Source organism: Propionivibrio sp., from assembly GCF_017995515.1.
Classification (GTDB): Bacteria; Pseudomonadota; Gammaproteobacteria; order Burkholderiales; family Rhodocyclaceae; genus Propionivibrio.
Genome location: NZ_JAGOIT010000017.1, coordinates 12,971 through 35,725 on the forward strand (window position 1 = coordinate 12,971; position 22,755 = coordinate 35,725).

The window sequence follows — 22,755 nt, forward strand, 5'->3', positions numbered from 1 at the left end:
CCTCTTTGCAAAAACGAATGGATGGTTCACGAACATGCCTGAAGAATTGATCCACAAACAGTTCGCTCCTTACGTCCCCAAGAAGGGCGAGGAGTACATGAGCGCGAAGCAACTGGCTCATTTCCGCACCATCCTCGAAACGCTGAAGTCGGAATTGATGAGCGACATCGAGCGGACGGTTCATACGATGCAGGATGAGGCCACGGTATTTGCCGACCCCAACGACCGCGCAAGTCAGGAAACCGATATCGCCATCGAACTGCGCAACCGGGATCGCGAGCGCAAGCTGATCAAGAAGATTGAAGACACAATCGCTTTGATCGATAGCGGCGACTATGGATACTGCAGCGGCTGCGGTGTCGAGATCGGCATCAAACGCCTGGAAGCGCGCCCGACGGCAACGCTTTGCATCGACTGCAAAACGCTTGAAGAGGTTCGCGAACGGCAAGTCGCCAAGTAATCCGCCCTTAGCAGGCCAAGTCTATGTAACACAGCGGCCTGCGTCGAATAAAAAAGGACGCCGAAGCGTCCTTTTTTGTTTCCGGAAGCGTCGCGACCTTACGATTGCGACTCAGCAGGAGCAGCGGGAGCGACGCCGCCCTCTTCGGCCGTCAGCGCTTTCATCGACAAACGGACACGCCCTTTCTCGTCGGCTTCAAGCACCTTGACGCGTACTTTCTGGCCTTCCTTGAGGTAGTCGGCAACCGCATTGACGCGCTCATTGGCGATTTGCGAGATATGCAGGAGACCATCGCGCCCCGGCAGGATGCTGACGATCGCACCGAAGTCGAGCAGCTTGAGAACCGTTCCGTCGTAGGCCTTGCCCACTTCGACGTCGGCGGTGATTGCTTCGATGCGCGATTTGGCAGCGTTCGCTGCGTCGCCATTGACCGATGCGATGGTGATCGTGCCGTCTTCCTTGATGTCGATCGTCGTGCCAGTTTCCTCGGTGATGGCGCGGATGACCGCACCGCCCTTGCCGATGACATCACGAATCTTCTCCGGATTGATCTTCATCGTGTAGAGACGCGGCGCATAGGTCGAAACTTCTTCGCGCGGGCCGGAAGACGAGCTCTGCATCTGCCCGAGGATATGCAGACGCGCCTCCTTGGCTTGCGCCAAGGCGACCTGCATGATTTCCTTGGTAATACCCTGAATCTTGATGTCCATCTGCAGCGCGGTAACGCCGGTGTCCGTACCCGCAACCTTGAAGTCCATGTCGCCCAGATGATCTTCATCGCCGAGGATGTCGGTCAGAACGGCGAAACGGTTACCGTCCTTGATCAGACCCATCGCGATACCGGCCACGTGCGACTTGAGCGGCACGCCGGCATCCATCAGCGCCAGCGACGAGCCGCAAACAGACGCCATCGAGCTCGATCCGTTGGATTCGGTAATCTCGGAAACGACACGCATCGTGTACGAGAAATCCTCAGGCTTCGGCAGCACGGCGATCATCGCGCGCTTGGCCAGACGGCCGTGACCGATTTCGCGGCGCTTCGGCGTACCGACACGACCGCATTCGCCCGTCGCGTAGGGAGGGAAGTTGTAGTGCAGCATGAAGCGTTCGCGGTATTCACCCGCCAACGAGTCGATGATCTGCTCATCGCGCCCGGTACCCAGCGTCGCCACGACCAGAGCCTGCGTTTCACCGCGGGTAAACAGCGCAGAGCCGTGCGTGCGCGGCAACACGCTCGAACGGATGGCGATCGGGCGAACGGTGCGCGTATCGCGTCCGTCGATCCGCGGCTCGCCTGCGAGGATACGGCCGCGCACAATGCGCGACTCGATGTCGAAGAACAGGTCGCTGATCGTCGCGGCGTCCGGCGCGCCTTCGCCGGCCGTCAGAACCTCGATCGCCTTGTCGGAAATCTCTCTGATGCGCTGAGTACGGAGTTGCTTGCTGGTGATGCTGAAGGCCGCTTGCAGATCGGCTTCAACCAGGGCGTTGAGCTTGGCGACCAGCGCCTCATTCTTTGGCGCAGGCGCCCAGTCCCATTCGGGCTTGCCGGCTTCGTCAACGAGTTCGTTGATCGCGGTAATCACGGCTTGCATCTGGTCGTGACCATAAACAACCGCACCAAGCATCACTTCTTCCGGCAGGATGTCGGCCTCCGATTCGACCATCAGCACCGCCGATTGCGTACCCGCGACCACGAGATCAAGCTGGCTGGTCTTGAGTTGGCTAAGCGTCGGATTGAGCACGTACTGGCCGTTGACGTAGCCGACGCGCGCGGCGCCGAGCGGGCCATCGAACGGAATGCCGGAAACCGCCATCGCCGCCGAAGCGCCGATCATCGCCGGAATATCCGGGTCGATTTCCGGATTGAGCGACATGACCATCGCGACGACTTGCACTTCGTTGTAGAAGCCTTCCGGAAAGAGCGGGCGCAGGGGACGATCGATCAGACGGGAGGTCAGCGTCTCCTTCTCCGACGGACGCCCTTCGCGCTTGAAGAAGCCCCCGGGGATCTTGCCAGCGGCGTAAGTCTTTTCGATGTAGTCAACCGTCAGCGGGAAGAAATCCTGCCCCGGCTTGACCGACTTGTTGCCGACCACGGTGACCAGTACAACGGTGTCGTCCATCGACACCATGATGGCCGCACTGGACTGACGAGCAATTTCGCCCGTTTCCAGCGTGACCTGATGAGCACCATAGGTGAACGTTTTCTTGGCAATAGTAGACATTTTTACCTCTCTCAATAGTTCAACGCACGAGCCCACAACACCGGCCCGCAATCCAACAACCCGCCGAAATGGCGAAACACTGCAAATACGACAACAGCGGCTCAGTCCGATCGGGACTGGCCGCTGTCATTTGTTCAGGTACGCTGCGTTACCAACCGCACTGCGGTTCGGCGCGCAGGATTACTTGCGAAGGCCGAGACGCTGGATCAGCGCACGATACGAATCGACGTTCGTCGCCTTGAGGTAGTCGAGCAATTTGCGACGACGGCTAACCATGCGCAACAAGCCGCGACGCGAATGATGATCCTTGACGTGCTCCTTGAAGTGACCGGTCAGGTCATTGATACGGGCCGTGAGCAGCGCGATCTGGACTTCCGAGGAGCCGGTGTCGCCGACTGCGCGTTGATAATCGGTCATGATCTGCGCTTTTTGCGCAACGGTAATCGCCATGTCAAACTCTCTTTCTCTGAGAAAACGACGCCGCCCCAGTTTGATAGAGCCAACGCCAAGTTAAAAAACAAATCTTCGCGGCGAAGCGAGGCGCGGATTATAGCCGCATCACCGGCTCAGCCGCAACAACACAAAACAGGTCACGCGCAAACCAGCCGCCGTGGTTTGACGCAACCGGACAGGTCGATTTCGCCGACGCCCAGCAAACGCCCTTGACCATAGACGCGGCATTTTCCGAAGGAACCTTCAGGGGAAACGATGACCGGGTTGCCGTGGCAGAATCGCTCAGCAGCCGGATCATCGAGGCGCACCGACGGCAAGCTCTGCAGCAATGCGTCAGGCGGCGACAGGTAGGCGAGGCGATCTGCCTCGGACAACGCGGCCAGCTGATCCAGGGTCACAGTTCCGGAAACGCTCAAATCGCCGACGGTCACGCGCCGCAATGCGGTGAGATGCGCGCCACAACCAAGAGCATTGCCAATATCCTCCATGAGCGTCCGGATATAAGTCCCTTTGCTGCACGCGACGCGAAAACGACAACGCTCGCCTGCGTAGCCGAGAAGCTCCAGATCGTGAATCACCACCTTGCGTGGCGTACGTTCGACCTCAATTCCTTGCCTGGCCAGTTGGTACAACGGTTTTCCGTCGCGTTTGAGTGCCGAGTACATCGGTGGAACCTGGGTAATCGGACCGCGAAAGGAAACCAGCGCCGACTCAAGCGCCGTCCGATCGAACGTCGGTTGGCAGCTTCGAATGACGACGCCTTCAGCATCACCCGTATCGGTGGTGATACCGAACAGGACATCGGCTTCATACGTCTTGTCGGCATCGAGGAGATCGGCCGAGAACTTCGTCGCCTCGCCGAAACACAGCGGCAACAACCCGGTCGCAAGCGGGTCCAGCGTTCCCGTATGACCGGCCTTGGCTGCGGAAAACAGACGCCGCGCACCTTGCAGCGCGGCGTTGGAGGTCATTCCGGTTGGCTTGTCGAGCAACAGCACGCCGTCAACGCGGCGCCACACGCGCTTTGTTCCGTTGCTCGTCACGAAGTTCAGCGATCCGTATCGGGATCAGTCTTGTCCGAGATCGCGACTGCTTCCTGAATCAGCTTCGAGAGGTCGGCGCCACGTTCCAGCGAATGATCAAAGACAAAATGCAATTGCGGCGTCGTGTGGATGCTGATCCGCTTTCCGAGCTCCCGGCGCAGGAATCCCGACGCCTTCTCCAGCCCGGTCATTACGGCCGACAGGTTTTCACTACCGGCGAGACTGCTGAAAAACACCTTCGCATGCGCGTAATCAGCAGTAACTTCGACATCCGTGATGCTGATCATGCCGACGCGCGGATCCTTGAGCTCGGTCCGAATCAGCTCCGCCAGTTCGCGGCGGATCTGTTCGGACACCCGATCCTTGCGGGAAAAACTCTTGTTCGCCGTCACTTAGAGGGTCCGTGCAATTTCGGTCACGTCGTACGTCTCGAGTTGATCACCCTCTTCGTACGCGTTGTAGTTCTTCAGCGACAGACCGCATTCGAAGCCCGCACGAACTTCCTTGACGTCGTCCTTGAAGCGCTTGAGCGACTCGAGTTCGCCGTCCCAGACGACAACGTTGTTGCGCAACAGACGAGCGCGCGAGCTGCGCTTGATGACGCCCTCCAGCACATAGCAGCCGGCAATGGTGCCAATCTTGGTCGCACGGAAGACCTGACGGATCTCGACCAGGCCGGTGATTTCCTCGCGCTTTTCGGGCGACAACATCCCGGACAACGCCGCCTTCACATCATCAACCGCGTCGTAAATGATGTTGTAGTAACGGATATCGACGCCGACACTCTCGGCCGCCTTGCGCGCACCGGCGTCGGCACGCGTGTTGAAACCGATGATGACCGCCTTCGAAGCGTGCGCGAGGTTGATGTCGGATTCGCTGATCGCCCCGACCGCACCATGAATCACGTTGACTCGGACTTCGTCGGTAGACAACTTCTGCAGCGATTGAACGAGCGCTTCCTGCGAGCCCTGAACATCCGCCTTGATGATCAAGGCCAAGCTCTTGACCTCGGCTTCGGTCATCTGATCGAGGATGTTCTCGAGATTCGCGGCTTGCTTGTTTGCCAGCTTCACGTCGCGGAACTTGCCTTGGCGGAAGAGCGCGATCTCGCGCGCCTTGCGCTCGTCGGTCAGCACCACGGCATCTTGGCCGGCGGCCGGGACGTCGGATAGGCCGAGGATTTCGACCGGAATCGATGGGCCAGCTTCCTTGATCGTCTTTCCATTTTCATCGAGCATTGCGCGAACGCGCCCGAACACCTGACCGGACAGGACCACGTCGCCTTGGCGGAGCGTACCCGACTGAACAAGCATCGTCGCAACCGGGCCACGCCCCTTGTCAAGCCGCGCTTCGATGATCAACCCCTTCGCCGGCGCATCCTTCGGCGCCTTCAACTCAAGCACTTCCGCTTGCAGCAGCACGTTCTCGAGCAACTCGTCGATACCGACACCGGTCTTTGCCGAAACCGAAATGAACGGCGCATCGCCGCCATACTCTTCCGGAACCACCTGTTCAGCGACAAGCTCCTGCTTGACGCGCTCGGGATTGGCATCCGGCTTGTCGATCTTGTTGACCGCGACGACGATGGGCACCCCGGCTGCCTTGGCGTGGTGGATGGCCTCGCGCGTCTGTGGCATTACGCCGTCATCGGCAGCCACAACCAGGATAACGATATCCGTCGCCTTGGCGCCGCGGGCACGCATCGCCGTGAAGGCTTCGTGGCCCGGCGTATCGAGAAAGGTCACCATGCCGCGTGCGGTTTCCACGTGATATGCGCCGATATGCTGGGTAATGCCGCCCGCCTCACCGGAAGCAACGCGCGTCCGGCGGATATAGTCGAGCAGCGAGGTCTTGCCGTGGTCGACGTGGCCCATGACGGTCACCACCGGCGCCCGGTGTTCCTGCACAGCATCTTCGTGGGCCGTGTCGTCGTTGATGAAGGCGTCCGGGTCGTCGAGTTTGGCGGCAAGCGCCTTGTGCCCCATTTCTTCGACGATGATCATCGCCGTTTCCTGATCAAGCACCTGATTGATGGTGACCATCGACCCCATCTTCATCAGCGTCTTGATGACCTCGGTCGCCTTCACCGCCATCTTGTGGGCGAGATCCGAGACCGAAATCGTCTCTGGCACGTGAACGTCATGCACCACGGCCTCTGTCGGCACCTGGAAGGCATGCTGCTCTTCCGCGTCATTGTTGCGATTGCTCCGCTTGCCATGCTTGTTGTCACGCCAACCGGTCGCACCCGTCGCGCCGCGAGTCTTGAGACCCTGACGCTTGTTGACGCCTTCATTCTTCCACTGCGCGCCCTTCTTGTCGGCTGATTTCTTGTCGCCAGCGGCGGCCTTCGCCACCGGTTTGTGCAAGGTCTTGTCCTCGGACGGCTTGTCGCTGGCTGTTTTTGCCGCGACCTGCTTCGCGGCCTCGGCTGCACGCGCCGCCACGGCCTTTTCTTCGGCTTCTGCCTTCAGGCGGATAAGCTCAGCCGCGCGCCTTTGCTTTTCAATGAACTCCGCCTCCTGACGTGCCCGCAACTCCGCCTTGCGTCGCTCTTCTTCCGCGCGCAGACGTTGCTGCTCTTCGCCAATGATCGAGGCACGGGTAACGACCTTCTTGACACCCGGCTTGTGCTCGCTTGCCGCCTCCGGCTTTGCCTCGGGCTCGGCCTTGGCCTTCTCCTCGACGACCGGTTTCTTTTCCTCGACGGGGGGTTCGCTCGCCGCCGCAACTTCCGGCACCTTCACCTCAACAACCTGTGTTTCAGTAGATTCCTGTGGCGCAGCTTCGGCGGCGACCTCGGAAACCGGCGCGACAGCGACAACTTCGGGAACAGGCGCAACTTCGACAACCGGCGGTGCCTCGACCAGGGCTGGCTCCGCTGCTTCCACCGGCACCTCGACCGGCTTGGCCGGCGGAACGACGGGCGACTCCTGAACGCCGGCACGCAACTCGGCGATATCGCGCTTGACAAGCACCCGCTTCTTCCGAACTTCGACCTGCACCGTCCGCTGCTTCCCGTGCGAGTCCTGGGAGCGGATCTCGGTCGTTTCCTTGCGTGTCAGGGTGATCTTGGTCTTGGACTCAGCATCGCCATGCGAACGACGCAGATACTCCAGCAACTTCGATTTATCCTGCTCGGTAAGAAGGTCACCCGCCTTGCTCTTTGCAACACCGGCCTTCTGCAACTGCTCCAGCAGTGCGTCCGCCGGCATTTTCAGGTCGGTGGCTAATTGGGCAACGCTTGTCTGCGCCATGTGGATTCCTCTTTTATGCTTACTCGAACCAGTGCGCGCGCGCCGTGGTAATCAGTCGTTTCGCACGATCGGCATCGATACCGGTCATTTCGATGACTTCGTCAATTGACAGATCGGCCAAGTCGTCACGTGTCTTGACGCCATTCACTGCCAGCTTGCCCGCCAGAATCTTGTCCATGCCTTCCAGGCCGAGCATATCCTCGGACACATCGCCGATCTGCTCTTCGGTCACGATGGCTTCCGTCAGAAGCACGTTGCGTGCGCGATCGCGCAGTTCCTGAACCGTCGCCTCGTCAAATGACTCGATCTCCAGCATTTCGTGCAAGGGAACGTAGGCAACCTCTTCAAGCGTCGAGAAACCTTCGCTGATCAGGATGTTCGCCACTTCCTCGTCCACATCCAGCTTCTCGATGAAGAGCACCCGGATCGCCGCCGATTCGGCTTCGACGCGCGTCTGCGACTCTTCTTCGGTCATCAGATTGATCGTCCAGCCGGTCAATTCCGACGCCAGACGGACATTCTGACCGCCGCGCCCGATGGCAATCGCCAGGTTATCCTCATCGACGACCACATCCATCGAGTGACGATCCTCATCGACCACGACCGAGGTCACTTCGGCCGGCGCCAGGGCGCCAACGACAAACTGCGCAGGATCCGCCGACCAGAGAACGATATCGACGCGCTCACCAGCGAGTTCGTTGGTTACCGCCGTCACGCGCATGCCGCGCATGCCGACACAGGTGCCGATCGGATCGACACGTTGATCGTTCGACTTGACCGCGATCTTGGCACGCATGCCCGCGTCGCGCGCCGCCGCCTTGATTTCGAGCAGACCGTCGTCGACTTCCGGCACTTCCATTTCGAAGAGCTTGATGATGAATTCCGGCGCCGTGCGCGAAAGGATCAACTGCGGACCGCGGGCCGCGCGATCGATACGCAACAGAAAAGCCTTGACGCGGTCGCCGACACGCAGGTTCTCGCGCGGAATCATCTGGTCACGCGGCAAAACGGCCTCGATCTTTCCGGCCTCAACGATCGCATTGCCCCGCTCCATTCGCTTGATCGTACCGGTAACGAGGTGCTCCTTGCGCTCAAGGAAGTCATTGAGGATCTGCTCGCGCTCGGCGTCGCGGATCTTCTGCAGAATCACCTGCTTGGCGGCCTGTGCGCCAATCCGGCCAAAATCGATGGGTTCCAGCGCCTCTTCCAGGTAGTCGCCAATATCGACGTCCGCATCCTGCTTCTGCGCGTCCGACAAGGGAATATGCTGCGCTTCAAGGATAAAGTCCTCGTCGGCCACCACTTCCCAACGCCGGTAGGTCTCGAAATCGCCCGTTTCGCGATCAACCACCACGCGAACATCGGCGTCGTCGTGAATCCGCTTTTTCGATGCCGACGCGAGCGCCAACTCGAGAGCGCCGAAGACAATCTCCTTGCTCACGTTCTTTTCACGCGCCAGAACGTCTACCAAAAGCAAAATTTCGCGGCTCATATTCTCACAACCCCCTATCCAGCCTGATCATTAACTAGTCGAACTTGGGAACCAGCCTGGCCTTGTCGATATTGCCAAACTCCAGTTCCACATCGCCCGTATCCACGGTCAGACGCACCCTCCCATCATGCACGCCCAGCAAGACGCCATTGAAATTCCGCCGCCCGGCCATCGGCACGCGCAACCTGAGATTTATCTCCGATCCCGCGAAACGCTCAAAATCGGCCTGCTTCTTCAACACCCGATCCAGCCCGGGAGAGGAAATCTCGAGGCGGTCATAGTCGATGTTTTCGACGGTCAGAACGCGCGACAACTGATTGCTGACCAGCGTGCAATCTTCGATGTCGATACTTCCGTCCTTGTCGGCGCGATCGATAAAAACCCGCAACACGCGACCGCGCGGGCTCTGTTCCACGTCAACCAGCTCGTATCCGAGGCCGCTTACCGTTTTGTCGAGAAGTTCGTGCAAATCCATATCTACAAATGAAAAATGGGCGAAACGCCCATCTCCGAAATAACTGCCCCCACGGGGGCGAGCGGAAAAAACCGTTGGATTATAACGAGTTTTTCCACTCACGTAAATTGAAACTCGCCGTCACCGAGTCCTGGCGCGCTCGCGCAAAGACCTGTTAGCGAGCCGCAGAACAAGGGGGGATGCACTCCGCAACGTTGGTAGTGCCCTTTGCTGAATCATCGCTCGCGAGGTTTCCGCGGTGCTCGCAGGATTGCCGGACTCTCCATCTCGAAATCCGTCATCAGTTTCTTGACATCCGCCTCGCCAAGTTCAAGAACGTGGCCGCGCTTCAGGTTGGACGGCAGGATGAACGGCCCGTAGCGGACGCGCATCAACCGGCTGACGACAACGCCGACCGATTCGAACATGCGCCGCACTTCGCGGTTACGTCCCTCGAAGAGCGATACGCGGTACCAGCGGTTGGCGCCCTCGCCGCCGGCTTCTTCGAAAGTGGCGAACTGGGCGACGCCGTCGTCGAGTTCGACGCCGGCCAGCAATTGCTCTTTCGCACCTTCCGGCAACTCGCCGAGAACTCGTACTGCGTACTCGCGCACCAGGTTATAGCGCGGGTGCATCAGGCGGTTGGCAAGATCACCCGACGTCGTGAAAAGCAAGAGCCCGCTCGTATTGAAGTCGAGTCTGCCGACCGCGACCCAGCGCCCGCCCGACATTCTCGGCAACGACGTGAAAACGGTCGGGCGATGCTCGGGATCGTCACGCGAGACGATCTCGCCTTCCGGCTTGTGATAGATGATCACGCGCGGCAGCCGATTGGAGAACTTGAGATGCACGAGCTTGCCATTGACCTTGATCCGGTCGCCCGGACTCGCCGACTGGCCTACCTGCGCGGTTTCGCCATTGACGTTGACGCGCCCCGCCGCGATCAGCTCTTCCATCTCGCGTCGTGAACCGATGCCGCTTTGCGCGAGCAGCTTGTGCAGCCGCTCGGGTTTGCCCGGCAGTTCCTTGTGACGCGCTCGGTTGGAGAGATCGGCCTTGGGCGTGCGCGGCGCACGCCGCGGCTTGCGGTCCAGCAGTTCGCCTTCGACCGGCTGCAGCTGCGCTCGACCTCTGGGCGAGCGCTCGCCTCTCGGCTTGCGCGCTTCTTCTGCCGGCTTTGCAAAGGGGGGCTTACGCGTTGTCTTGTTGGGCATGGGCCAACTCCAGTGTCTGGTTCATCATCTCGAGCGGTGGCAACTCGGTCACACTGCGCAAACCGAGGTCGTCGAGGAATTTCTTCGTTGTCGCCAACAAGGCCGGCCTTCCCGGCGTATCGCGGTGGCCGACGACATCGACCCAGCCGCGCTCTTCAAGCACCTTGATGATCTGCGAGGCGACGGTCACCCCGCGGATATCCTCGATATCGCCGCGCGTCACCGGTTGACGATAGGCAATGATCGCCAGGGTTTCCAGCACAGCGCGCGAATACTTCGGCGGCCGTTCGGGATTCAGCCGTTCGAGATACGGCAGGTACTCCGCGCGCGTGCGGAAACGCCAGCCGCTCGCGGTCTGCACCAGCTCCAGCGGCCGATCGGCCCACTCCTGGCGAAGTTCGTCGAGCAGCGCACGCAGGACGTCGGTGCCGATCTCGTCGAGAAACACCTTCCTCAGTTCGAGCGGCGTCAGCGGCTGTTGCGCGCTGAACAAGACCGCTTCCAGCACGCGCTTCAGCTGCGCGGGATTATCCGGCCGCGTCGAAATCGATTCCGCTGTCTGCGTCATCTTCGCTTCTGTCTTCACTTCGTCCATCGGCCAACCTCACATAGATCGGCGCAAACGCCTCCGATTGGGTCATTTCGAGCAGATGCTCGCGCGCAAGTTCAAGCATGGCGAGCAAATGCACGACGACAACCTGGGCGCCCTGCGTTGCATCGAACAAATCGACAAACTCGACGAAACCGCCGGCATCGCGCAAGGAACGAAGGATCAGGCCCATGTGCTCGCGTACCGACAATTCCTCGCGCTGGATCATGTGCCGCGTATGCAGCTTCGCCTGGCGCAGGATGGTACTCCACGCCGCCTTCAGATCGTCCGGGCTGACGTCGGGCAGGCGTTGCAGCATCGACTTCTCGACCCATACGTCGACCCAATCGAAATCCCGTTCCGCCTGCGGCAGTTCGTCGAGCCGCCGCGCCGCCTGCTTCATCTGCTCGTACTCGATCAGGCGACGCACCAGTTCGGCGCGCGGATCTTCGACCTCCTCGCCTTCGGCGGCTTTCGGCTTGGGCAGCAACATGCGCGACTTGATCTCGATCAGCATCGCGGCCATCACCAGGTAGTCGGCGGCAAGCTCCAGATTATGCGAACGCATCGCTTCGACGTAGGTCAGGTACTGCACGGTCAGCGGCGCCATCGGAATATCGAGGACATTGACGTTGGCCTTGCGGATCAGGTAGAGCAGGAGATCGAGCGGCCCTTCGAAGGCGTCGAGCATGACCGCCATCGCATCTGGCGGGATGTACAGATCGAGTGGCAGCTGCCCCATCGGCTGGCCATAGATGCGCGCGATGGGTTCCGTCGCTTCGAGCGCCTCGTTCGGCGCTTCACGGGTTACCGTATCGCTCATCGATGACTGGCCGACCGCCAGGTTCTCAGCGGTAACTCAGACCCATCGCTTCGCGCACGTCGCGCATCGTTTCCCGCGCCAGAACGCCGGCTTTCCGATTGCCCTCGGCGATGATTTCGCGCACCAGCGACGGATTCTCGATGTACGTCCGCGCCCGCTCGCGCATCGGCGCCTGCTCCTGCAGGATGCCGTCGATCACCGGCTGCTTGCATTCGAGGCAACCGATGCCCGCGCTGCGGCAGCCCTTCTGCACCCATTCCTTGCACGCGTCGTCCGAATACACCTGGTGCAATTGCCAGACCGGGCACTTGTCGGGATCGCCCGCATCGGTGCGACGCACGCGCGACGGATCGGTCGGCATGCGCTTGATCTTCTGCGTCACCGACGCTTCGTCCTCGCGCAGCGTGATCGTGTTGTTGTACGACTTCGACATCTTCTGCCCATCGAGGCCCGGCATCTTGGAGGCCTCGGTCAGCAGATAGCCCGGCTCGACAAGGATCATCTTGCCGGTGCCTTCAAGGTAGCCGAGCAGTCGTTCGCGATCGGCAACCGAGAGGTGCGGAATTTCGGCGAGCAGCGTGTGCCCCTTGGCGACGGCTTCCTTGTCGCCGTCCTGCTGGAAGCGGGTGCGCAGATGCTCGAAGGTGCGCTTGTTCTTGCTGCCCAGCTTGGCGACCGCTTCCTTCGCCTTTTCCTCGTAGCCGGGTTCGCGGCCGTACATGTGGTTGAAGCGGCGCGCCAGCTCGCGCGTGATCTCGACGTGCGGAATCTGGTCCTCGCCGACCGGCACCTTGTCGGCGCGGTAGATCAGGATGTCGGCGCTCATCAGGAGCGGGTAGCCGAGGAAGCCGTAGGTCGACAGGTCCTTGTTCGACATCTTCTCCTGCTGGTCCTTGTAGGTCGGCACGCGCTCCAGCCAGCCGAGCGGCGTCATCATCGACAGCAGCAGGTGCAACTCGGCGTGTTCCGGCACCTGCGACTGGATGAACAGCGAGGCCTTCTCGGGATCGACGCCGGCAGCCAGCCAGTCGATCACCATTTCCCAGGTCGATTGCGAGATGCCGTGCGGATCGTCGTATTGCGTCGTCAGCGCGTGCCAATCGGCGACGAAGAACAGGCAGGGATACTCGTGCTGGAGCTTGACCCAGTTCTTCAGCACGCCGTGGTAGTGACCAAGGTGCAGGCTGCCCGTCGGGCGCATTCCGGAGAGGACTCGTTCTGCGTACATAGTGTTAGTTCAGCTGGAAGATGAAGATGATCAGTTGTTTGAACAAGGCGACGAAGGGCCACATGATGCTGCCAAGGATACCGATAAACGACAGCAGCAAGAGAATCGGAAAACCCCAGCGCTCAAGCCGGGAGAACTTGATCGCCCACGGCAACGGCAGCAGGCTCACCGCAATGCGGCCACCATCGAGCGGCGGCAAAGGCAAGAGGTTGAGCACCATGAGCATCAGGTTGATGTTGATCCCCATATCGCTCATCAGCGCCAACGGCCGAGTGTACGCATTGAAGGGCATGAACAGCGCCAGTTTGAACAGGAGCGCCCAGCCGAAAGCCATCAGCAGATTGACGCCGGGTCCGGCGGCGGCGACCCAGCGCATGTCACGCTTGGGATTGCGCAGTCGGCCGAAGTTGACCGGCACCGGCTTGGCCCAACCGAACAAGAAAGGACTGTTGATGATGAACAGCAGGAGCGGCAACAGGATTGTGCCGAGCGGATCGATATGACGCAGCGGATTGAGGCTGATGCGTCCGGCGAGCCAGGCCGTATTGTCGCCAAAGTGACGCGCCGCATAACCGTGCGCCGCCTCATGCACGGTGATCGCGAAAATTACCGGCAAAGCGGAAATCGCAATCGTCTGGATCAGTGATGAAATTTCCATGCCGTGCCTACTCGAAACCAAACGGATCGAGCGAACCGCGTCCGGCGCGCACGAGTTCCGGCGGCCAGTTGGTCAGATCGACGACGGTCGTCGGCTCGGTGCCGCAGTAGCCGCCGTCAAGGATCAAATCGATGTGATCGTCGAGCCGGTCCTGGATCTCCCAGCCTTCGGTCAGCGGCGACTCGTCGCCGGGCAACATCAGCGTCGACGTCAGCAGCGGTTCGCCGAGTTCGGCCAGCAGCGCCAGCGCGACCTTGTGGTCGGGCACGCGCAAGCCGATCGTCTTGCGTTTCGGATGCAGGACGCGGCGGGGCAACTCCTTCGTGCCTTCGAGGATGAAGGTGTAACTGCCCGGCGTCGTCGCCTTGAGCAGGCGATATTGCGCGTTGTCGACGCGTGCAAACTGCGCAATCTCGGAGAGATCGCGGCACATCAGGGTCAGATGGTGGCGATCGTCGACTCCGCGAATGCGGCGGATGCGCTCGACGGCGTCCTTGTCACCGAGGCCGCAACCGAGCGCGTAGCACGAGTCCGTCGGGACGGCGATCACGCCGCCGTCGCGCAGGATTTCGGCCGCCTGCGCGAGCATGCGCGGTTGCGGATCCTCGGGGTGGATCGACAGATAACGCGCCATGATCAGAAGGCTTCCCAAACGGGCGTCAAGCCTTGCGGCGTCGGCGCGAGCCGGCCCAGATCGATGTAGCTCTCGCCCGGACCATGAAAATCGGAACCACAGGACGCCATGAAACCGTACTCACGCGCGAACCGCGAAAATACCGCGACGTTTTCCGGCGAATGGCTGCCCGAAACGACCTCGATCGCCTGTCCACCAAGCGCTTTGAATTCTTCCAGCAGCTGGCGCATTTCCGCGCGGTTCAACTTGTAACGCCCGGGATGTGCGATCACCGCCGTGCCACCCGCGCCAACGACCCAGCGGATCGACTCTTCCAGCGTTGCCCAGCGATGCTCCACATAACCCGGGCGGCCGGGAACGATGTATGACTCGAAAACGCTGCGCACGTCCTTGCACACGCCGATTTCGACCAGATAGCGGGCAAAATGCGCACGGCTGATCAGGTTCGGGTTCTCGGCGTGGCGCATTGCGCCCGCGAAACAACCCTCGATGCCGATTTTTTCAAGCTCGGCCGACATGCGCTGCGCACGCCCGACCCGGCCCGAACGGACCGACAGCAGCCCCGCGTTCAACGCAGCATCGCGATCGTCAAAATTCAACCCGACGATGTGAACCTGCAAACCGCCCCATTCGATCGAAATTTCGACCCCGTTGATGAACTGCATCCCGGCCTCAAGGGCAACGGCACGCGCGTCCGGCAAGCCTTCCATATCATCGTGATCGGTCAGCGCCAGAATGTTGACACCGTTTTCGGCCGCTCGACGCGCGACCTCGGCTGGCGGCAAAAGCCCGTCAGACGCGGAGGAATGGCAGTGAAGGTCGACAATCTGCACAGGAAAAAGAGACGAATCGGTAAAAAATCAAGCCCGCGATGATAACAGACAGGAAGAGTAGACTCACGTCTCGCAACATTCCCAACTACTGAAGGACGCGCTCATGGCCCTGATACTCACAGAAAAGAAGGACTCGACCGGCATCATCACACTCAACCATGCCGAAAAGCGCAACGCGCTGAGCGAAGCGCTGATCATGGAAATCACCGCCGCACTCGATGGTTTCCGTGCACTCGACATCCGGGCCGTGGTCTTGCGCGCCCAACCGGGGATCAAGGTCTGGTCAGCCGGCCACGACGTCAGCGAACTGCCGGACAGCGGCCGTGATCCGCTCGGCTGGAACGACCCCTTGCGTATCCTGATCCGTTCCATCCAGGAATTTCCCGCCCCCGTGATCGGCCTGATCGAAGGCAGCGTCTGGGGCGGCGCGTGCGAGGTCGCGATGGCCTGCGACATTCTCGTCACCACGCCCGAAGCCGCGTTTGCCATCACGCCGGCCAAGCTGGGCGTCCCCTACAACCTGGGCGGACTGATGACGCTGATCAACATGATCCCGCTGCCCGTGTTCAAGGAAATGCTGTTCACCGCGCAGCCGCTCCCCGCCGAGCAGGCCATGAACCTCGGCATGATCAACTACGTGAAGCCTGCCGACGAGATCGAAGCCTTCGTTTATGACATGGCATCGCGCATCGGACACAACTCGCCGCTCAGCATCGCTGTGATGAAGGACTCGTTGCGTCTGCTCTCCAGCGCGCACGCAGTCACGCCCGACCTGTTCGAGCGCATACAGGGCATGCGGCGGATCGTCTACGACAGCGAGGACTACCGCGAAGGTCTGCGCGCCTTCCGCGAGAAACGCAAACCGAAGTTCTCCGGCAAGTAACCGGACGGCTGCGCTCGGGCGCGCGGCCAAACTTGCCGCGTGCCCCGTCAGCGCGCTATAGTTCGGCCCGCAAACGGGAGAGAGCGGCAGCATCGATCCCGCCGCCGAAGGCGCAATCCACCCGGAAACGCTCAGGCAAAAGGACCGTTTGTGAACTGAACTCTGGAGAGCGGCGCTGCACGACAGGCGCCCACCGATGGGGCAACGCAACGGAATTATCGCAATTCCATGCGGCAATCTCTCAGGTATCAAGGACAGGGGGGTGAACTCGTTTGAGTTCGCCCTTTTTTGTTTCCGAAAAAGACCGCACTTCTCTTTCAAGGCCTTGATATGACACAGAAAACTGTCCTGAATGACGCACATCGCCGCTTCGGCGCCAAGATGGTGGACTTTGGCGGCTGGGACATGCCGCTCCACTACGGCTCGCAACTCGAGGAACACCACACCGTACGCCGCGACTGCGGCATGTTCGACGTCTCGCACATGTGCGCCGTCGACATCGCAGGCGCCGACGCCAAGGCCTTTCTCTCGCGCCTGATCGCCAACAACGTCGACAAGATCAAGCTGCCCGGCAAGGCGCTCTACAGCGCGATGCTCAACGATGCGGGTGGCGTCGTCGACGACCTGATCGTCTACTTGATCGGCGACGGCCAGTACCGCATGGTGATCAACGCCGGCACGGCGGAGAAAGATCTGGCCTGGATGGCCGCACGTCTCGCCGACTGGAAGCTGGACGTCGCAGTCGTCGCGCGCCGCGACCTGGCGATCATCGCGGTGCAGGGACCGAATGCCAAGGCCAGGGTCTGGCAAGTGCTGCCGGAAAGCCGCGCGGCGACCGAAGGCCTGAAGCCTTTCTTCGCTACGACCGTCGGCGACTGCTTCATCGCCACGACCGGCTACACCGGCGAGGACGGTTTCGAGATCACCCTGCCCGCCGCCAAGGCCGAAGGCTTCTGGCAGGCGCTGGCCGACGCCGGCGTCAAGCCGATCGGCTTGGCCGCACGCGACACCCTGCGCCTCGAAGCCGGCATGAACCTCTACGGTCAGGACATGGACGAAACGATTTCGCCGCTCGACGCCGGGCTCGCCTGGACGGTCGATCTCGTTTCGCCACGCGACTTCGTCGGCAAGGTCGCCCTGCTCGCCCACGGCCAGCAGAAGCAGTTCCTCGGCCTGTTGCTGCTCGACAAGGGCGTGTTGCGCGCGCACCAGAAGGTCGTCACCGCACAAGGCGACGGCGAAATCACCAGCGGCACCTTCTCGCCGACCTTGCAGCAATCCGTGGCGCTCGCCCGCCTGCCGCTGGGCGTCGCCATCGGCGATAGCGTCAAGGTCATCATCCGCGACAAGGAACTCGCCGCCAAGGTGCTCAAGCCCTGCTTTGCCCGTAACGGCAAGTCGATGATTTAATTTACAAATTTTCCACTGCGCCGCAACGGTCACGACGAAGCAAGAACGGGTAAAGGTTTTGACTTTATGATTCCCGTTGCGGTCGTTATGTACGTTGTACACGTTGTGGTTAAAGCCTTTTTCGAAAACGCATTTCTCCAGGAGCCCACATGAACGTCCCAAGCAATCTCAAATACACAAAAAGCCACGAATGGGTGCGCGCCGAAGCTGACGGCACCGTCACGATCGGCATCACCGACCACGCGCAGGAACTGCTCGGCGATCTCGTCTTCGTCGAACTGCCGGAAGTCGGCAAGACACTGTCCGCCGAACAGGAAGCCGCGGTCGTCGAATCGGTGAAGGCCGCTTCCGATGTCTACGCGCCGATCTCCGGCACGGTCACCGAAGTCAACACCGCCGTCAGCGACGCGCCGGAATCGGTCAATGAAGATGCCTACGCGGCCTGGCTGTTCAAGATGAAGCCGGCCAACGCAGCAGACGTTGACGCCCTGCTCGGTGCCGCCGAGTACACGGCCAGCGCGGGAGAATAAGCCCGCGCAAGCACGTCACGCGGAAGGCCGCACGAACGCCGTTTCCCTGAGGTGAAATGGCAAGTGCGGGCCTTCCTGTAGTGCCTGCCAGTTTTGTCCGCCAACATCGGACCTCTGCGGCAGCAATTCCGCCCGACAGCCTTCCGAATCATCATCACCCGGATTTTCCCCATGCCCCAGAATTTCAGCCTGACCGCACTCGAACAACGCGACGAGTTCATTGCTCGCCACATCGGTTCGCCGAGCGATGAGCTCGATGCCATGCTGGACGCCATCGGCGCGCCCAACCTCGATACCCTGATCGACCAGACGGTTCCGCCGGCCATCCGCTTGCCGGCGCCAATGCCGCTCGCAGACGCCCGCCCGGAAGCGGAAGCGCTCGCCGTGTTGAAGACGATTGCGGGCAAGAACAGGGTCAACAAGTCGCTGATCGGCATGGGCTACAACGACACGCTGGCGCCCAAGGTCATCGTGCGCAACGTGCTCGAAAACCCGGGCTGGTACACGGCCTACACGCCCTACCAGGCGGAAATCGCGCAGGGTCGCCTCGAAGCGCTGCTCAACTACCAGCAGATGGTGATCGACCTGACCGGCCTCGAACTCGCCAACGCCTCGTTGCTCGACGAAGCGACCGCCGCCGCGGAAGCAATGACGATGGCCCGGCGCGTCAGCAAGTCGAAATCGAATCTGTTCTTCGTCGACGAAGCCTGCTTCCCGCAGACCATCGACGTCATCAAGACACGCGCTGGCTTCTTCGGCTTCGAGCTCGTCTTCGGCGCCCCGAATGAAGCCGCACAGCAGGAAGTCTTCGGCGCCCTCTTCCAGTACCCGAACGACAAGGGCGAGATCAGCGACCTTTCCGGTCCGATCGAGGCCGTCAAGTCGCGCCACGGCGTCGTCGCCGTCGCCTCCGACCTGATGGCGCTCGTGCTGCTCAAGTCACCCGGCGCAATGGGCGCCGACATCGCACTCGGCTCGACGCAGCGCTTCGGCATCCCGATGGGCTTCGGTGGTCCGCACGCCGCCTTCTTCGCGACGCGCGACGAGCACAAGCGCTCCGTACCGGGCCGCATCATCGGCGTTTCGGTCGATGCGCGCGGCAACAAGGCGCTGCGCATGGCGCTGCAGACGCGCGAACAGCACATCCGGCGCGAGAAGGCCAATTCGAACATCTGCACCTCGCAAGTGCTGCTCGCCAACATGGCCGGCATGTACGCCGTCTATCACGGGCCGCAAGGCCTGCGCGCCATTGCCGGGCGCATCCACCGCCTCGCCGCGATCCTCGCCGAAGGTCTCAAGCGCGCCGGCATCACCGTGCTGAGCAAGACGTTCTTCGATACGCTGCAGATCGACCTCGGCGCAAAGGCACATTCCATTTACCAAGGCGCCCTGGCTACCGGCTTCAACCTCCGTCAGGTGAGGACCGGCGTGCTCGGTATTGCGCTCAACGAAAAAACCACGCGCGACGATGTCGCCGCGCTGATCAAGCTGATTGCCGGCGTCGCCGCCGACATCGAAGCTATCGACGCGCAGATCAGGCAAGCCGATCCGTCGTTGCCCAGTGCCCTGTTGCGCAGCGATGCGATCCTCACGCACCCCGTGTTCAACCGCTTCCACACCGAACACGAGATGCTGCGCTACCTCAAGCGCCTGCAAAACAAGGATCTGGCGCTTGACCACTCGATGATCTCACTCGGCTCGTGCACGATGAAGCTCAACGCGACGAGCGAGATGATTCCGATCACCTGGGCGGAATTCGGCGACATGCATCCGTTCGCGCCGATCGATCAGGCGCAGGGTTACATGGAGATGATCGGCGGGCTGGAAAGCTGGCTGAAGACGATCACCGGCTTCGACGCGATCAGCATGCAGTCGAACTCCGGCGCGCAGGGCGAATACGCCGGCATCGTCGCCATCACGCGTTACCACGCCAGCCGTGGCGAAGGCCACCGCAACGTCTGCCTGATCCCGAAATCGGCGCACGGCACCAATCCGGCGACGGCGCAAATGTGCGGGCTCGATATCGTCGTCGTCAATTGCGACGACAGCGGCAACGTCGATGTCGCCGACCTCAAGGTCAAGGCCGAGCTGCATTCGGCCAACCTCGCCTGCCTGATGATCACCTACCCATCGACGCACGGCGTGTTCGAGGAAGCGATCAAGGACATCTGCGCGATGATTCATGCGCACGGCGGCCAGGTGTACATGGACGGCGCCAACCTCAATGCGCAGGTCGGCCTCACCTCGCCCGGCCACATCGGCGCCGACGTCAGCCACATGAACCTGCACAAAACCTTCGCCATCCCGCACGGCGGCGGCGGACCGGGCATGGGACCGATCGGCTTGAAGGCGCATCTCGCCCCGTTCATGGCCAACCACGTCGTGCAGCCGATCAACGGGCCGCACGCGGGTCAAAGCGCCGTATCGGCTGCTCCGTGGGGTTCGGCGTCGATCCTGCCGATCTCGTGGATGTACATCGCCATGCTCGGCGGCAAGGGCCTGAAGCGCGCGACCGAGGTCGCCATCCTCAATGCCAACTACGTCGCTTCGCAACTGAACGCCGACTACCCGGTGCTCTACACGGGCAAGAATGGCCGCGTCGCGCACGAGTGCATCATCGACATCCGCCCGATCAAGGCCGCGACCGGCATCGCCGAAATCGACATCGCCAAGCGCCTGATGGACTACGGCTTCCACGCACCGACGGTCAGCTTCCCGGTCGCCGGCACGATCATGGTCGAACCGACCGAATCGGAATCGAAAGCCGAGCTTGATCGTTTCTGTGCCGCGATGGCCTCGATCCGCAACGAGATCCGCAAGATCGAACAGGGCGTCTGGCCGGCGGACAACAACCCGCTCAAGAACGCGCCGCACACGCAGGCCGACATCATCGACGCCAACTGGAATCGGCCGTACAGCCGCGAGGAAGCCGTCTTCCCGCTGCCGTGGGTGGCCGCCAACAAGTTCTGGCCGAGTGTGAATCGCATCGACGACGTCTATGGCGACCGCAACCTCTTCTGCGCCTGTGCGCCGATGAGCGACTACAGCTGACGCCCGCGCGCCCGTTCCGGGCCGCACAAGACAATGGCCGCTTCAGTGCTGAACTGAAACGGCCATTTGTCTTTGGGACTGTCGCGAAACGCTTAAGTTGCGAGGTCAGCCGATCGCGCGCTACTTGCCGCGCCCGCCACCACCATTACCACCGCCGTTGCCACCGCCGTTGCCACCGCCGTTGCCACCGCCGTTGCCACCGCCATTACCACCGCCATTACCACCGCCATTACCACCGCCATTACCACCGCCATTGCCGCCACCGTTGTTACCGGAATTTCCGCGGCTGTCGCTCTGCGCGCCGGACTTGCCGCGCTCGTTCGACGTCGTGCTTACGGCGACGTTCTTCGCCTTCTGCGCGTTACTGGCTTTGAATTCGCTGAGCGATTTGTTGTTCTTCGACGCGCTGACCACCGCGCCGAGCTTGACCCCCATGGCGTTCGCGATCGCACCCCAGCCCATGCCGGCCTGCCGCTGCGCGAGAATGCCGGCGAAGGTAATCATCTGACCGTCGGCGGTAAACACATCGCCACCGTTCAGCACGGCCGCCAGTTGTTCTGGCGTCGGCGCCGTGATCCCGGCCTTTGCCAGATCAGCCTGGGCAAGCGCCAGGGCGACATTGACGTTGCCGTACCCGAGCTTCGGGGTCAGCGGCGTGAAGGTCAGCGAGGCCGCATCGGGGTTGGTGCTGTCCGGCGTGGCAAGCAGCAACACCGGCTTCCCGTCGCGCAGCCCGGCGATCAGGGACTTCGCGTTTTGCCCCGATCCGGCCAGCACGGCATACTGCGCTTCGAGCTTTCCCGCCGGTCGCGACGTGGTCGTGGTCGCCACCGGATCTTCCACTGTTTGCGCCCAAACCGCGTGCCCGACCGTCAGCGCACCGACGATCCCGGCACCAGCCAGGGCCAGCGCGATTGTCTTGTTTCTCTGAGTCATGGATTTCTCCTTACAGGATTGCTGTCTGAGTGATAGACAACCCATTGTAGACAACTTAAACGCTGGAGAAGTTGATGAACACGATAGATCATGCCAACTACGAGCTCTCGAATTTCTCGGCCGAACGTCTCACGGGTGGCGAAGAGTTATTGACCCGCTACGCGGGGAAGGTGCTGCTCATCGTCAACACCGCCAGTCAATGCGGTTTCACGCCGCAGTTCGCCGGGCTTGAGGCGCTCTATACGCGCTACAAGAATCGCGGATTCGAAGTGCTCGGCTTTCCCTGCAACCAGTTCGGCGCACAGGAACCAGGAAGCGCGGACGAAATCGGCAGTTTCTGCCAGAAGAACTACGGCGTGACTTTTCCGATGTACGCCAGGATCGACGTCAATGGCGACGACGCGCATCCGCTTTTCCAGCACCTGAAAAAGGAAGCGCGCGGCCTGCTCGGCAGCGAGGGAATCAAGTGGAACTTCACCAAGTTCCTGGTCGACCGTGACGGCAGCGTCGTCAGGCGTTTTGCACCGGCGGCGACGCCGGAGAGCCTTGCGGTCGACATCGAAGCGCTGCTGTAGCGCGTGA

The 22,755-nt window shown here is 61.3% G+C and carries 21 protein-coding genes and 1 riboswitch; of the genes, 6 read left to right on the forward strand and 15 right to left on the reverse strand.

Translation table 11 applies throughout. The annotated features are described in order from the left end of the window. Positions 1 to 34: 34 nt before the first annotated feature. Positions 35 to 460 carry an RNA polymerase-binding protein DksA gene (gene dksA / locus KBA32_RS04525; protein ID WP_294355925.1) on the forward strand — a complete coding sequence of 142 codons (426 nt, stop codon included), beginning with the start codon at positions 35 to 37 and terminating at the stop codon, positions 458 to 460. Between the two features lie 98 nt (positions 461 to 558). On the opposite strand, the gene pnp is transcribed toward dksA, so the two are convergent. The 14 genes from pnp to KBA32_RS04595 form a co-directional block, all read right to left on the reverse strand. Further along, positions 559 to 2,688: a polyribonucleotide nucleotidyltransferase gene (gene pnp / locus KBA32_RS04530; RefSeq protein WP_294355927.1), complete on the reverse strand. Its 2,130-nt coding sequence runs from the start codon at positions 2,686 to 2,688 to the stop codon at positions 559 to 561. A gap of 180 nt (positions 2,689 to 2,868) precedes the next feature. Then, the gene (gene rpsO, locus KBA32_RS04535) at positions 2,869 to 3,138 is read right to left on the reverse strand and encodes a 30S ribosomal protein S15 (RefSeq protein ID WP_294355929.1); all 270 of its coding nucleotides are present in this window, start codon (positions 3,136 to 3,138) and stop codon (positions 2,869 to 2,871) included. A gap of 140 nt (positions 3,139 to 3,278) precedes the next feature. Continuing rightward, complete coding sequence (gene truB, locus KBA32_RS04540) at positions 3,279 to 4,160, reverse strand: tRNA pseudouridine(55) synthase TruB (RefSeq protein ID WP_294355931.1); 882 nt, start codon at positions 4,158 to 4,160, stop codon at positions 3,279 to 3,281. A 29-nt stretch (positions 4,161 to 4,189) separates the two neighbouring features. Next, positions 4,190 to 4,576 carry a 30S ribosome-binding factor RbfA gene (gene rbfA / locus KBA32_RS04545; RefSeq protein ID WP_294355933.1) on the reverse strand — a complete coding sequence of 129 codons (387 nt, stop codon included), beginning with the start codon at positions 4,574 to 4,576 and terminating at the stop codon, positions 4,190 to 4,192. Further along, positions 4,577 to 7,438: a translation initiation factor IF-2 gene (gene infB, locus KBA32_RS04550; RefSeq protein ID WP_294355935.1), complete on the reverse strand. Its 2,862-nt coding sequence runs from the start codon at positions 7,436 to 7,438 to the stop codon at positions 4,577 to 4,579. A 19-nt stretch (positions 7,439 to 7,457) separates the two neighbouring features. Then, positions 7,458 to 8,930, reverse strand: coding sequence for a transcription termination factor NusA (gene nusA, locus KBA32_RS04555; protein WP_294355937.1), 1,473 nt, complete (start codon positions 8,928 to 8,930; stop codon positions 7,458 to 7,460). A gap of 34 nt (positions 8,931 to 8,964) precedes the next feature. Beyond that, entirely contained in the window at positions 8,965 to 9,405 is a 441-nt protein-coding gene (rimP, locus tag KBA32_RS04560) for a ribosome maturation factor RimP (protein ID WP_294355979.1), read from the reverse strand. Between the two features lie 215 nt (positions 9,406 to 9,620). Then, on the reverse strand, positions 9,621 to 10,598 hold the full coding sequence (rluB, locus tag KBA32_RS04565) for a 23S rRNA pseudouridine(2605) synthase RluB (protein WP_294355939.1): 978 nt from the start codon (positions 10,596 to 10,598) through the stop codon (positions 9,621 to 9,623). Beyond that, positions 10,576 to 11,166, reverse strand: a complete 591-nt coding sequence (gene scpB / locus KBA32_RS04570) for an SMC-Scp complex subunit ScpB (RefSeq protein ID WP_294355941.1) — start codon at positions 11,164 to 11,166, stop codon at positions 10,576 to 10,578. Before scpB (KBA32_RS04570) ends, rluB begins: the two co-directional genes overlap by 23 nt. Beyond that, the gene (locus KBA32_RS04575) at positions 11,126 to 12,010 is read right to left on the reverse strand and encodes a ScpA family protein (protein WP_294355943.1); all 885 of its coding nucleotides are present in this window, start codon (positions 12,008 to 12,010) and stop codon (positions 11,126 to 11,128) included. The genes scpB (KBA32_RS04570) and KBA32_RS04575 overlap by 41 nt, the downstream gene beginning before the upstream one ends. Before the next feature lie 25 nt (positions 12,011 to 12,035). Beyond that, positions 12,036 to 13,238, reverse strand: a complete 1,203-nt coding sequence (locus KBA32_RS04580) for a tryptophan--tRNA ligase (protein ID WP_294355945.1) — start codon at positions 13,236 to 13,238, stop codon at positions 12,036 to 12,038. A 4-nt stretch (positions 13,239 to 13,242) separates the two neighbouring features. Continuing rightward, complete coding sequence (locus tag KBA32_RS04585; RefSeq protein ID WP_294355981.1) at positions 13,243 to 13,890, reverse strand: site-2 protease family protein; 648 nt, start codon at positions 13,888 to 13,890, stop codon at positions 13,243 to 13,245. Positions 13,891 to 13,903: 13 nt separating this feature from the next. Next, entirely contained in the window at positions 13,904 to 14,530 is a 627-nt protein-coding gene (locus KBA32_RS04590; protein WP_294355947.1) for an L-threonylcarbamoyladenylate synthase, read from the reverse strand. Positions 14,531 to 14,532: 2 nt separating this feature from the next. Further along, positions 14,533 to 15,363, reverse strand: coding sequence for a 3',5'-nucleoside bisphosphate phosphatase (locus tag KBA32_RS04595; protein WP_294355948.1), 831 nt, complete (start codon positions 15,361 to 15,363; stop codon positions 14,533 to 14,535). Positions 15,364 to 15,466: 103 nt separating this feature from the next. Between KBA32_RS04595 and scpB (KBA32_RS04600) the strand changes: the two genes are divergently transcribed. The 4 genes from scpB (KBA32_RS04600) (at position 15,467) to gcvP (ending at position 21,237) form a co-directional block, all read left to right on the forward strand. After that, entirely contained in the window at positions 15,467 to 16,246 is a 780-nt protein-coding gene (gene scpB, locus KBA32_RS04600) for a methylmalonyl-CoA decarboxylase (RefSeq protein WP_294355951.1), read from the forward strand. Between the two features lie 64 nt (positions 16,247 to 16,310). Further along, positions 16,311 to 16,403, forward strand: a riboswitch (glycine riboswitch). Between the two features lie 173 nt (positions 16,404 to 16,576). Beyond that, positions 16,577 to 17,656: a glycine cleavage system aminomethyltransferase GcvT gene (gene gcvT / locus KBA32_RS04605; RefSeq protein WP_294355953.1), complete on the forward strand. Its 1,080-nt coding sequence runs from the start codon at positions 16,577 to 16,579 to the stop codon at positions 17,654 to 17,656. A gap of 149 nt (positions 17,657 to 17,805) precedes the next feature. Continuing rightward, positions 17,806 to 18,186, forward strand: a complete 381-nt coding sequence (gcvH, locus tag KBA32_RS04610; RefSeq protein ID WP_294355955.1) for a glycine cleavage system protein GcvH — start codon at positions 17,806 to 17,808, stop codon at positions 18,184 to 18,186. 171 nt (positions 18,187 to 18,357) lie between these two features. Continuing rightward, positions 18,358 to 21,237 carry an aminomethyl-transferring glycine dehydrogenase gene (gene gcvP, locus KBA32_RS04615; RefSeq protein ID WP_294355956.1) on the forward strand — a complete coding sequence of 960 codons (2,880 nt, stop codon included), beginning with the start codon at positions 18,358 to 18,360 and terminating at the stop codon, positions 21,235 to 21,237. Between the two features lie 120 nt (positions 21,238 to 21,357). Here gcvP and KBA32_RS04620 read toward each other — a convergent pair whose 3' ends face one another. Beyond that, entirely contained in the window at positions 21,358 to 22,173 is an 816-nt protein-coding gene (locus tag KBA32_RS04620; RefSeq protein WP_294355957.1) for a hypothetical protein, read from the reverse strand. A 74-nt stretch (positions 22,174 to 22,247) separates the two neighbouring features. On the opposite strand from KBA32_RS04620, the gene KBA32_RS04625 reads away from it, so the two are divergent. Continuing rightward, positions 22,248 to 22,748 (forward strand): glutathione peroxidase, encoded by a 501-nt coding sequence (locus tag KBA32_RS04625; RefSeq protein ID WP_294355959.1) that lies wholly within the window; start codon positions 22,248 to 22,250, stop codon positions 22,746 to 22,748. Positions 22,749 to 22,755: the final 7 nt, after the last annotated feature.